This window comes from Acetobacterium sp. KB-1, from assembly GCF_003260995.1.
Classification (GTDB): domain Bacteria; phylum Bacillota; class Clostridia; order Eubacteriales; family Eubacteriaceae; genus Acetobacterium; species Acetobacterium carbinolicum.
Genome location: NZ_CP030040.1, coordinates 1,788,296 through 1,801,109 on the forward strand (window position 1 = coordinate 1,788,296; position 12,814 = coordinate 1,801,109).

Sequence of the window (12,814 nt, forward strand, 5' to 3'; positions counted from 1 at the left end):
TGACACTCCTCTTTTTTTAAGGCTTATAAAAGCTGCAAATTTTTCATCGATAAATCAAGAATCGGTGAGGAATGGGTCAGGGCACCGCAGGAAATAAAGTCTACCTCAATATCGCTAAGCTCCTTTAACCGCGTTTCGGTGACATTCCCGGAACATTCACTTAGTGCTCTACCAGCCATGATTTTAATGGCTGCTTTCATGGTATCGATCGCCATGTTGTCCAGCATGATGATGTCGGCTCCTGCTTCCAGGGCTTCCTCCAACATCGTTAAATTTTCCACTTCCACCTCAATCTTGCGGACAAAGGGGGCCTGTTTTTTAGTGGCGGCAATGGCTTCTTTTACACCACCAGCGGCATTGATATGATTATCTTTAATGAGAATGCCATCAGACAGGTTATAGCGGTGGTTATACCCGCCCCCAACCGTGACAGCATATTTTTCAAAAATCCGCATATTCGGCGTGGTTTTCCTGGTGTCCAGCAATCGGGTTTTGGACCCACTTAAATAGTCTGCCAGCTTCCGGGTATGGGTGGCGATGCCGCTCATCCGTTGCAGATAATTAAGGGCGGTGCGCTCACCGGAGAGCAAGGTTCGGGCATCAGCTTTCACCACCCCCACAAGATCCCCGGGTCTAACGGTATCGCCGTCACTAAAAAAAGTTTCTATTGTTGCGCTTCCATCCAGAAGCTCAAATACCCGCTGATAAACAGCCAAACCGGCGATGATACCGGTTTCTTTGGCAATTAACTCCACTTGAGCTCTGACCCCCGCTTTAATAACGGCGTTGGTGGTGATGTCCTCACTGGTAATATCCTCCTTAAGTGCCGCTAAAATAAGCGGATCAATGTTAAGCTTTATCAATTCGTTCAATGACCTTACTCCTTTCGATTTCGTCCAGGATGATTTTTTTATAGTCGCTTTTTAACTGTTCCAGATCTTTGTAGTCATCCAACTGTAGCGCTTTTTTTAGCACCGCACTGGTGTTGTAATGATTATGGGTGTCAATAGCCGCTCTTTTGGCAAAGACCAGGCTCTCCAGAAGCGAATTGCTGGCCAGCCGATTGGCACCGTGAACGCGATTGCAACTGACTTCACCGATGGCATAAAGATGAGCCATTGATGTTCTGCTCTCCAGATCCACTTTTATGCCACCCATAAAATAATGCTGCGCCGGGGTCACCGGGATACACTCTCTGGTAATATCGTAACCTTCGTCCAAACAATGTTTAAAGATATTGGGAAAGCGATTTTTAATCACTTCCGGGCCCATATCCTGCATTGACAACCAGACAAAATCACTTTCGTCCTGTTCCATTTGCTCATGAATGGCTTTGGTCAGCAGGTCTCGGGGTAGGAGCTCATCGACAAAACGCTGCATTTTTCGGTTATAGAGTACCGCTCCTTCGCCCCGGACCGATTCAGAAATCAAAAAACGTCGCCCCGGCTTCCGGGTATACAAGGTGGTGGGATGGATTTGAATATAGCTGATATTTTCCACTTCAATCTGGTGTTTTAAGGCAATGGCAATGGCATCTCCGGTAAGGTGTGCTAAATTGGTGGAACGATCAAACAGGCCACCCAGTCCCCCGGTGGCTAAAACCACATAGTCGGATTGGTACATGTGAATTGCACCCGTCCCATCACTGGCCACAACCCCGTTACAGCAGTTGTCCTGACACATCAGATCCACCATCGCCATGTTTTCAATGATGGTAATATTGGGTCGTTTTTTGACCTGGGCCAATAACTTGCTGGTGATTTCTCTTCCGGTGAGGTCTTCATGGTAGAGAATCCGGGCTCGGGAATGGGCCCCTTCTCTGGTATAGAGCAGTTCCCCGTTTTCCTTTTCAAATGTCACACCCAGATCGATCAGATCTTTAATGATTTCCGGGGAGCTGCGAATCATCACAGCCACCGAAGCGCGATCATTTTCATAGTGTCCGGCTTTTAGCGTGTCCTCGAAAAAACTGTCGTAGTCATCCGCATCCCTTAAGACACAGATCCCACCTTGGGCCAGATAAGAATCACTTTCATCCACCGCCCTTTTAGTGATCATCAGGACCTGTTTGTTTGGCGGAGTATTCAGGGCATAAAATAAACCTGAGGCACCGGTTCCAACGACAATGATATCAGTTTTCCCGTTCATAGCATATGCTCGCTCATTGGGCCAGTTCCAGCATTTTTTCCAGGGCCATAACTGCCTTTGTTCGGGTTTGTTCATCAACGTTTATCTGGTTGATGCCGTTTTCCAGGGCATGAGCTACCTTATGCAAGCTGATTTTTTTCATGTTGGGGCAGATCTGATTCTGATTGATCGGATAGAACTTTTTATCGGGATTATTTTTCTCCAGTTGATAAAAAATACCAATTTCTGTCCCGATGATAAATTCATCGGCGTCACTGGCAGTGGCGTAATCAATGATCCCTGAGGTACTTCCGACATAATCGGCGGCACCAATCACTGTCAGCGTACATTCGGGATGGACGAGCACCTCTGCGTTGGGATGAGCAGCTTTGGCTTCTTCTAGCTCATCGATCATGATTTCATCATGGACGTGGCAATAGCCATCATTGAAGATAAAATTCTTATCCGGAAGCTGGCTGGCAATGTATCGGCCGAGGTTTTCATCCGGCACAAAATAGATGTTTTGCTGGGGTAATGCCCTGACTATTTTTAGCGCATTAGATGAGGTCACACAGACATCCACGAATTTTTTTATTTCGGCGGTTGAATTGATATAGCAAACCACTGCCAGATCCTCATAGTATTCCCGAACTTCCTTAATTTTCTCAATTGCAGCCATATGGGCCATCGGACAGTCAGCACGGGCTTCCGGCATGATCACCGTTTTTTGAGGACTGAGAATTTTAGCGCTTTCGCCCATAAAGGTAACCCCGCAAAAGACAATCACTTTTTGAGGCAGCTCGACAGCAATTTTGCTGAGATAATAGGAATCACCGACATAGTCAGCAATTTCCTGAATTTCATCACTGACATAGTAATGGGCTAAAATAACCGCATCTTTTTCTTTTTTTAATTTTTCTATTTTTAACAAGATCTCTTTCAATTTTTTATGCCTCCACCTTTTAATCGGTTTTTTATGATTAAAAGTATAGCACTTATCTTTACACCTGACAAGCTGACTGTAAAGTTTATTTCAGATATTTAATGGTTATCGTTGAAATACTGTACCGACTGATCGTTAATCTGTTGCGACAATTGTCGGTACTGCTTTCTCTTTTTGTCTAACGTTTTACTTAATTTATCAATTTTTTAATCTTTCGGTTCCCTTCCATCATTTGCCCGCCGATGATGATGCCAGCCTGATAGTGGAGCGTAACGTCGTTGCTTTCTGAAGTGAGCTGTTCGAGTAAGTGCTGGTTGGCGAAAACGTCGTGGAAATAGCCCAGATCGTCCTGAATTTTTTCAAACGCGTCCATTGATTTGCGGGTTTTCCGATCAAGAATGGAAGACAGTGCTTCGATGGCATAGCGGAGTTTTTTACTTTTAATGCGAACCCGGTGAACGGCTTGCTGATTTTTTACATCGAGACTTTTCATGCTTTTTTTGATTTTTTTGCGCCAATTGCCAATTTGTTTTTTTGTATAATCTTTAAGTGACACTAAAAGCAGTGGCGTGTCTTCATCCCAGGGATCATTGAGCTCCCATACCCAAAGGTCTAGTAGATCAAGGGCAAAGGCATCGGTTTTTAGATCGGCTAATAAGTGTTCAAAGGCGATGGCCCGCTTATTCAGAAGATGGGCTTCCAGCTTTCCGAAGTCGCTAATTTCCTGGTTAGTGTTTTTTCTTACTTTTAAAAGATCTTCCAGCAAAACATCCAGTTGTCGTACTTCGCCAAACTGCTGCCCCATTTTCCTCAAGGTATCCTGTTGTCGCTGATAACTTTCACCTTTGAATAATGGCTTAAAAAAAGCCAGCATCGCCCTGAACTTCCTAATTCTAACCCGAACCTGATGAACCCCTTCCGGATCACTATAATCTGCAAAAAAACCATCATAGGCATTTATGATTTCATTAAAGCCATTCTTCATGATAATCTCCACCGATGCGCCCACCTTTTTTTTTGCTTTTATATTCAAGCTTGATTGATTAACAATTTTTACTGATTTTATTGGCGGTATCTGGGGAAGTAACAACCCCTTTTCATATCGTCCCTGGTTTTCTAATAATAGGGCTGACATCTTTTCCATCATCATCGCTATTTTCCTTCCTTTCATATTAATTATTTTTAGCGCTTTTATTTATATACCCATTGGTGCCTAAAACCCATAATCTAATTGATTGTTTTTATCGAAAATAAAAACAGGAAATCAACAAAGGCTGACTTCCTGTTTTAAATTATGAGCGGGCCGTTAAATTCAGTGAACCACAAAGAACACATATTCCGGGTTGATATAAATGACAAAGGGTTCGCAAAGATTATCTAAGCGATTGCGTTCTTCCCGGCTGATTTCACACTGAATATGAAAATCATCCCGACTATTGGGGCAGCAACCTATTTTTAAATAAAGTGATGTCCGAAAGGGCCCATCACTTTCATCGGCAATCCAAACCAGAAAACTGTTTTGCTGCTGGCCCTCCTGCTTGTCCACCAGTTTAACCTGATTAGCCCGGATTCCTAAATAACCGGACGCCGCTGTTATTTTTTTTTCCGTAGCAAGTGAAATATCCCACTGCGGTACATATAGCCGATTTTCGGAAAGCCGGGTTGCGGCCACGATGTTTTTACAACCGGTGATTTTTGCCGTCTCCAACGATGCTGGCCATTTAAAGATATCATCTTTTTGTCCATAGATTTCGACCTTTCCGGTGTTAAAAACTGCGATATAGTCAGACAGGCGGTAAGCCTCCTCGCGATTATGGGTGACAAAGAGAGTCATTCCCTGAAAATCTTTTAACAACTCCGCCATTTCACGCATCATATGATTTCTGAGATGCACATCCAATGCCGAAAATGGCTCATCTAATAACAGAATATCCGGTTCAACCGCCACCGCCCTGGCCAGGGCTACCCGTTGTTGCTGTCCCCCGGATATTTGGGAAGGGTAACGTTTTCCAATATCACCTAAATGATATTTTTCCATTAAAGCACTGACCCGATTCTTTATTTCGATCTTAGACAGCTTATCAAGACCGAAGGCAATATTTTCCTCAATGGTCATATTAGGAAAAAGCGCGTAGTTCTGAAACAGGAAGCCTACCTTTCTTTCTCCCATGGAAAGATTGATTCTTTTTTCTGAATCAAAGAAAGTTTTGCCATTGATAATAATCTGTCCCTGATCTGGTTTAACCAATCCGGCAATGCAGCGCAACAGCATACTTTTTCCCGAACCGGAAGCCCCTAAAATACCAATAACCTCTTCTTTTGACTGTAGTTTAACATCAAGCTGGAAGCCGTAGAGTTTCTTTTTTATATCAACTAAAAATTCCATTAAATCACCCTCCCAAGCCCCGCTGCTGATTCTTTTTGTAGCTTTCCCAGTAATTATTAATCACGAGAACGGTCAGTGAAATGGCGAAGATAATCATCACCCAGATCAGAGCAATCTTCATTTCGCCACTCTGAGTGGCAAAATAAATAGCGACCGGAATGGTTTCTGTTTTTCCTGGAATACTGCCGGCCACCATCAGGGTTGCCCCAAATTCGCCGAGACATCGCGCAAATGTCAATGCCGTAGCGGCTGCAATCCCGGGCCTGGCAACCGGAACGGCTACCCGCCAAAAGACCTTTCTTTCCGATGCCCCAAGGGTTCTGGCGGCACTAAGGATATTGGGATCGATTTGTTCAAATGCACCCATCGTCGTTTTATACATCAGTGGAAAAGCCACAACAATGGCAGCTATCACAGCCGCATACCAGGAAAAGATAATATTTACCCCAAATATTGATAAGAAATTACCAATTGGACCGTTTTTCCCGATCAAAAGAAGGATGGCAAATCCTGCAACTGTTGGCGGTAAGACCAGTGGAAGCGTTAAAATACCATCAATCAAACCTCTCCATTTTCCTTTATAATTGGTCATCAGCCATGCAACACTAATCCCCAGAAAAAAATTAATGGTTGTCGCTGTTAGCGTAACTTTGATTGAAATCCAAGCTGGTGAAAAATCGAAATTGATACACCTCACTCCCTTCTACACTTCTTAATTAACCTGAATTTTATACCGATGTCATTACTTTTAGCTGCAGTTTATAAAAGCAATCTGGCTTAAATCCTCTGTTTTAACGCTGAAATTTAGAGTGTTTTAAATCCATATTTAACAAAAACATCTTTAGCTGCGTCCGTACTTAAAAAATCGATGAATGCTTGTGCTGGTTCTGAATTTTTACTGGTTTTAATCACCGCTGTTGGGTAAATAATTGCTTTATGTGATTCATCCGAAGCGACCGCAATTGTCTTAACTGAATCAGACACCTTTGCATCGGTTGAATAAACAACGCCGGCATCAACATTTCCCGTTTCAACCCAGGTTAATACTTCTTTAACATCTTTACCATATACTAATTTATCGGTTATTTGATCCATTACATTATAGTGATTAAAAACATCAACTGCATATTGACCAGCTGGCACAGTTGAAGGTTCTCCAATAGCGACTTTTTTAATCGAAGGATCAACTACTTGCGCAAAATCCGTAATGGTGGCGGTAGAATCTTTAGGTACGATCAAAACAACATCATTGCCAAGCAGCTCTTTGATGGTATCATTACTTAACAATTCAGCATCTTTTAAATTGTTCATATACTTCGTGGATGCAGACAAGAAGACATCGACATCAGCGCCTTGTTGAATTTGTTCGGCAAGTGAACCAGAACTTCCAAACGTAATTGCCAGCGTTACATCGGGTTCCTCCTTGGCATATAAATCCTGAATTTCTGTCATGGCATCTTTTAAACTGGCAGCGGCTGAGATAGTCATTGATACCGGTTCCGAATTACCTTCCTCCTTGGCTGCTGACTGACAACCTGCCAGTGCAAAAACCATTGATACCAATGCGATCAGTACAATTCCTCTTTTCAACGCTTTCATCTCTCTTCTCCTTTTTCGTGTTTTTATTATGTTTTGTTATGTTTCGATTCTTTTTATTATACAAAACACCAGGTTCAAAGTCAATTCATTCCATGTTTTTATTTAAAACACGTTATCAACACTATCCGATATCAAGAACCTTGTTTTATTTCTTTTATATTCATCGATTCTTGTATATAATAGAAAGATAATCAAAGAGGAGGCGATCATAGTGAATGATGAACTTTTATACACCCCAGAAGAAATCAGCAAAAAACTTAAAATAACTAAAAACACGGTTTACGAAATGATCAAACGGGGCGATCTTGATGCCCATCGTTTAGGTAAGCATCTGCGCATTTCCCAGTCCCAGTTCGAAAATTATTTATTAAAATCGAAGGGTTCATCCAATCAGTATCAGGGAACGGTGTTTATGGAAGCGGATGAACAATTTGTCAAAGTTGATGATATCACGATCCATGTTCATACCGAATTAACTGGAGAGGTGAAACTTTCTATCCGACCGGAGGATATCATTCTCAGTCTGGAACCATTTACCAGCAGTGCCCGAAATATTTTTAAAGGGGTTGTTGTTGATTTAATCGAAAACAATGATGGCGTTAAGGTTGTTCTGGACATTGGCATTCCTTTGATGTCACTTATCACCAGAAAATCCATGAATAATATGCATATTACCAAAGGCTGTGACCTATATGCGATTTTTAAAACCATGTCCATTAGTGTCTATAAATAACGGTTTAGGTCGTTATATGCATTTTTTTAGTTAACAAATCATCTAAACCTAAAGCGGCTTACGCCGTTTTTTTTTTCTACTATTTTAGCGATCTCAGTTGCAATCTGCCCAGGTAAAAACCCGCAACAGTCATACAACGAAGTCAGATCGCCCTGTTCCATTAAAGGGTTTTCAATCGCACGAATCCGCAATTTGCCAGGATTTATTTGCTCATCCTGGGCAATCGCAGCGGCCAGCTTTTCTCCGATGCCACCACTTTTGACGCCTTCTTCCAGAATATAGACAAGCTCTGGCTGTTGTAGCAGTGGCAGCAATTCGCTTAAATCCAGGGGGTAAACCTTGACCAGCTTGATCAGACGGATGGAATACGTTGCCCTTAACAGGGCAATGGCATCATAGGCATTTTCTGTTATCCTGCCATAGGTTACCATCACAATTTCTGGTTTAACGGTTTGATGGCCAGCTCTATTGACATCCTGATTGAAAAAATCCTGATAACTCAAACCCTTAAGCTTTATAAACCCACTGCGGTCATATTTTTTCTCGGCACCTTTGGGATAACGAATCACTGCCAGGCTTTTATTTTCAAAACAGGTTGCAAAGCTCATTTTCATTTCATCATAGGTTTCCGGGCTATAAATCTTTATTCCCGGGATGGAGCAGAGGTAGGAACAGTCGTAGATGCCCTGATGGGTAATCCCGTCTCCGGGCACCAGTCCACACCGATCCAGAGCCATAATCAAGGGCAGTTTTTGAATGGCCGCATCATGAATCAGTTGATCATAAACCCGTTGGACGAAGGTTGAATAAATGGCACAAACCGGGGTTTTTCCGTTGGCCGAAAGACCGGCTGCAAAGGTGACGGCATGTTCTTCGGCAATCCCCACATCATAAAAGCGCTGGGGATGAGCCTGAGAAAATTTATCCAGGCCGGTGCCGCCGGTCATCGCGGCGGTAATCGCACAGATGGAAGCGTTGGTGTTCGCTGCAGCTACCATGATCTTTCCGAAAACGGCCGAAAAAGTATCTCCCGAGGGTTTCGCTTCAATTCCTTTGGACAGATCAAAGGGGCCTGAAGAATGATACCTTTCCGGATGATCCTCGGCATGCTGATAACCCTTCCCTTTTACCGTGTGGACATGAACCAGGCAGCAATTTTGTTTGCTTTTTGCTTCACTAAGCACCGATTCCAACTTTTTCAGATCACCACCATCAACCGGTCCCAGGTAATCCAGACCCAAATGTTCAAAAAAGTTCTCGGCTACCACCCGTTTTTTTATCTGCTTTTTAAATTTTCGGGTGCCTTTAATCAGGCCCTCCCCGACTAAGGGAATCCTATGCAAAACAGACTGGGTATGATGTTTTAAATTAAAATAATTCTGACTGTTTCTGATTTTTGATAAATAATTAGATAGGCCACCGACATTTTCCGAGATGGACATTTCATTGTCATTGAGGATAATGATTAATCTCAGATTTTTTTTATTGCAATTATTTAGGGCTTCATAAATCATCCCGTTTGTGAATGATCCATCCCCCACTACAGCAACAACATAATGCTGCTTGCCATCTAACTGATTGGCCATGGCCAGACCCAGGGCCGCCGATACGGAAGTACCACTATGCCCGGCCCCAAAAGCATCACACTCGTTCCGATTGGTAAAACCAGAGATACCCTGCCACTGACGCAGGGTATTAAACTGCTGCTGCCGTCCGGTTAACAATTTATGAGCGTAGCATTGGTGACCTACATCAAAAACAATTTGATCATCGGGGTCGTCAAAAACAAGGTGGATAGCCAGGGTGGTTTCAACAATACCCAGATTGGAAGCCAGATGTCCACCATTTTTTGATACCGTTTCTAAAATTCTACTCCGTAGTTCTCCGGCCAGATTATCAAGGTCTGTACGGGACAGATTCTTTAAATCCTGGGGGGATAAAATATCATTTAATATCGTCAATTTGAATCCTTTCACTGTTTCTTCCCCACACCGCCAGGGATCATCGAAACAATTGCCATCAATCGCAGCATTATTTTGATCGTTTTTTGTTTTGACAGATTCTTATTTGAATCCGACTGAAGCCGCAATCATATCACAGGAAAAATAATTTTTCTTTAATCCTCTTTACCTGAAATTTTTTCTGAAACCTTCTCTGTTATCAGCTTTTCAAAGTCATCGACTGATAGGGGTTTATGAAAATAATAGCCTTGAACTTCATCACAACCATTTTCTTTCATAAACTCAAATTGTTCAATCGTCTCAACCCCTTCAGCAATGACCTTCAAATCCATTTGTTTTGCCAGGTTCAAGATGGCTTTGGCAATCTTTCCATTATCATTTGCCGGGTAATCCTTAATAAATTCCCGATCAATTTTCAGACGGTCAAAATTGAAATTTCGCAGGTATTTTAAAGATGAATAACCGGTCCCGAAATCATCAATGGCCACTTTAACACCCAGGGCTTTGATTTTCTCCAGTTGACTTCTGGCCCCTTCCATATTTTCAACTAGAATCCCTTCGGTAATTTCAACTTCCAGCAATTCTGCCGGCATTTCATATTTTTTTAGAAGCGTCTCAATAATTTGCGGAAGATCTGATTTTTTAAATTGAATCGGCGATAAGTTCACCGCCACCACATTTTTTTTGTTTGTTCGATCCAGCCACTTTTTGTTTTGTTTAATCGCTTCTTCCAAAACCCAATTGCCGATAGGAATAATTAATTCGGTGCTTTCTGCCACCGGAATAAACTGATCTGGACTGATTTGCCCGAGATTCCCGTTATGCCATCGCAACAGGGCCTCGCTGGCAAAGATTGCCCTGGTTCCGACTTGCACCTGGGGCTGATAGACTAAACTGAGTTCGTTCTTTTCAAGCGCACACCGCAGCTCGGTTTCTAACTTTAAATTGTTAAAATAATTTTCTTTAATCTCTTTTTCATAAAAAACATAGGTGTTATCACCCGTTTGAAGGGCGTAGTTTTTAGCGATGTTTCCATATTCAATGAGCTTTTCCAGATCAGCACTATCCTCCTGAAAAACAGCGATGCCAATCGACACGTTTAGGTAAACCTTCTCGTCACCAATGTCGATAGGTTCTTTTAAATAGATCATCATCTTATTCATCAGATGATCCATTGCCAATCTATCAACACAATTAACCCGAGAAATGACGAACTCGTCTTTACGGAGAAGTCCCAGGAGATCCCCACTGTTTAAGAATGTCTGAATCCGCCGGGATGCCTCTCTCATGAAAATGTTCCTGACTTCTTTTCCTAAATTATCACGCAGCCGATTAAAATTTGTAATCTGGATAACAATGATCGCCAGATGATCAACCTGCTTAATAAATTCCCGGGTTTTAATCTCAAAAAGCGCCTGAGTTGGCAGTCCGGTATTTTCATCATAATGTTTAATTTATTGATGGCCTCTTGAGTAATCTTTATTTCGGTTAAATCTTCAATGACCTCCAGATAATTACTTAAGGTCTCACTTTTGCTGTCCAACATTCTCGAGATGGTCATATATTTGGAATATCTGGTGCCATCTTTTTTTTCATCGACAATTTCTCCCTGCCAGTTGCCTTCCTCCTTGACCGTTTTCCAGATCTCGCGGTAAACCGCATGTAAATTCTCCTCTGCTTTGAAATCGATCGGTTTTCTGCCCATGATCTCGTCTTCCGAATAGCCAGTAATGGCTGAAAACGCCTTGTTAATATAGACAACCCGCATCTCGGCATCCATAATGATAATCCCTTCTTTGGAATTTTTAAAAATACTGTCGGTGATTTTCTCCCGGGAGCTGGCTTCCTTTTTCTGTATCAGCAACCGGGCAACAATCAGGCTGACAATGCCTAAAACAAGAATCAGCAAAGCGGCGATAAGCATCATGTTCCGGTTATTTTCATTTATAAAAACGCCTAAGGTGTCTAGAGGAGCCGCACCAACTAAGATCCACCGCAGATTTTGATAGCCTTCTAATGGATAAATGGGCGTATAAAAATAGAGATCCTTGCCATCATCGAAATAGCCATTGCCGTTGTTCAAAATGGCCTGCCAAATTTCCGGATTTTCCTCGCTGAATGTGCCTTCCTCGTGATTGCTGTACATAAACGAAAAGTCTTTGTCGCTGTTCTCACTTAACAGATAATAACCTTCATCATTTAATAGCAAAACCTTCATATCCATATTGCTTTGTGAATCATTTTCGATTTGATCCAACATATTTTTAGCCAGATAGTCTAAAACCAGGATTCCCTGTCGTTCACCTTCATCATTAAAAACCGGTATCGTCAGTCGCATTACCGGTTTCACCGGCATTTCGACTTCTCCCCCCTCTTTACTCAAATCCATCGGTGAAATATAAATTTCACCGGAATTCAGCTTCATTGCCTCCAAAAAATAGGTCTGATCATCCTTATTTTCCAAGGCGCTGTCCGCAACCGCTGTGGGGCCATTTTCAGTATCATTCACGCGCACCTTTTCAGCCCCATCAATGCCGACAAACCGGATTGAATCATAGATTTTTTTATTTGTCATCATATTGGAAAGCATTCGTTTTAACTCACCTTGATTATTAACATCCGCCGTGTTATTAATATAGTCCTTCATTTCGCCCGAGTGCAGAATAATGTTACCATCTGAATTGATATCTTCAAAAATCAAATTGACGTTGACGCTGACAATCTCACCGCTATTTTGTTGTCTGATTTTTATGATGTTCTTTTCATTTTCAATATTGATATTAATAAAAAGACCTGCCAAAGCCACCACAATCAGCAATCCTGCTACAAAGATCATTAAAAAATTCTTTAGCATCTGTTTTATGCGCGTATTTTTAGTCTCCATCATCATTGTCCTTTCGATCAAATTTCTTATGACCATTATACTCGACTGACCACAGTGATGCAATTAAATCCATGCCCGAGTAAAAATCAACAAAAAGCCACACATCTTAGATGCATAGCTTTTTTTGTGCTTTTTACTTGGGTTTTAAATCCTTATTTGACCGATACTTGGCATTTTTGTT

11 protein-coding genes are annotated in these 12,814 nt (G+C 42.0%); 1 reads left to right on the forward strand and 10 read right to left on the reverse strand.

Features of this window, described 5'->3' with window-relative positions; translation table 11 throughout:
• Window positions 1-23: 23 nt before the first annotated feature.
• The 7 genes from nadC to modA form a co-directional block, all read right to left on the reverse strand.
• Window positions 24-872, reverse strand: coding sequence for a carboxylating nicotinate-nucleotide diphosphorylase (gene nadC / locus DOZ58_RS08220; protein WP_111887865.1), 849 nt, complete (start codon window positions 870-872; stop codon window positions 24-26).
• Window positions 850-2,148 carry an L-aspartate oxidase gene (locus DOZ58_RS08225; protein WP_111887866.1) on the reverse strand — a complete coding sequence of 433 codons (1,299 nt, stop codon included), beginning with the start codon at window positions 2,146-2,148 and terminating at the stop codon, window positions 850-852. The genes nadC and DOZ58_RS08225 overlap by 23 nt, the downstream gene beginning before the upstream one ends.
• Window positions 2,149-2,161: 13 nt before the next feature.
• Complete coding sequence (gene nadA / locus DOZ58_RS08230) at window positions 2,162-3,070, reverse strand: quinolinate synthase NadA (protein WP_111887867.1); 909 nt, start codon at window positions 3,068-3,070, stop codon at window positions 2,162-2,164.
• Between the two features lie 190 nt (window positions 3,071-3,260).
• Complete coding sequence (locus DOZ58_RS08235) at window positions 3,261-4,220, reverse strand: CHAD domain-containing protein (RefSeq protein WP_162624482.1); 960 nt, start codon at window positions 4,218-4,220, stop codon at window positions 3,261-3,263.
• A 162-nt stretch (window positions 4,221-4,382) separates the two neighbouring features.
• On the reverse strand, window positions 4,383-5,456 hold the full coding sequence (locus DOZ58_RS08240; protein WP_111887869.1) for a sulfate/molybdate ABC transporter ATP-binding protein: 1,074 nt from the start codon (window positions 5,454-5,456) through the stop codon (window positions 4,383-4,385).
• 4 nt (window positions 5,457-5,460) lie between these two features.
• Window positions 5,461-6,144, reverse strand: coding sequence for a molybdate ABC transporter permease subunit (gene modB / locus DOZ58_RS08245; protein WP_111889714.1), 684 nt, complete (start codon window positions 6,142-6,144; stop codon window positions 5,461-5,463).
• Window positions 6,145-6,260: 116 nt separating this feature from the next.
• Window positions 6,261-7,055: a molybdate ABC transporter substrate-binding protein gene (modA, locus tag DOZ58_RS08250; RefSeq protein WP_111887870.1), complete on the reverse strand. Its 795-nt coding sequence runs from the start codon at window positions 7,053-7,055 to the stop codon at window positions 6,261-6,263.
• 211 nt (window positions 7,056-7,266) lie between these two features.
• Between modA and DOZ58_RS08255 the strand changes: the two genes are divergently transcribed.
• Window positions 7,267-7,788, forward strand: coding sequence for a helix-turn-helix domain-containing protein (locus tag DOZ58_RS08255; RefSeq protein WP_111887871.1), 522 nt, complete (start codon window positions 7,267-7,269; stop codon window positions 7,786-7,788).
• Between the two features lie 38 nt (window positions 7,789-7,826).
• Here the strand turns inward: DOZ58_RS08255 and dxs are convergent, their stop codons facing one another.
• The 3 genes from dxs to DOZ58_RS08270 form a co-directional block, all read right to left on the reverse strand.
• A complete protein-coding gene (dxs, locus tag DOZ58_RS08260) occupies window positions 7,827-9,764 on the reverse strand; it encodes a 1-deoxy-D-xylulose-5-phosphate synthase (RefSeq protein ID WP_162624483.1) in 1,938 nt (645 codons plus the stop codon).
• 140 nt (window positions 9,765-9,904) lie between these two features.
• The gene (locus DOZ58_RS08265; RefSeq protein ID WP_371414207.1) at window positions 9,905-11,176 is read right to left on the reverse strand and encodes a putative bifunctional diguanylate cyclase/phosphodiesterase; all 1,272 of its coding nucleotides are present in this window, start codon (window positions 11,174-11,176) and stop codon (window positions 9,905-9,907) included.
• Entirely contained in the window at window positions 11,062-12,603 is a 1,542-nt protein-coding gene (locus DOZ58_RS08270; RefSeq protein WP_204355493.1) for a PAS domain S-box protein, read from the reverse strand. The genes DOZ58_RS08265 and DOZ58_RS08270 overlap by 115 nt, the downstream gene beginning before the upstream one ends.
• Window positions 12,604-12,814 lie beyond the last annotated feature (211 nt).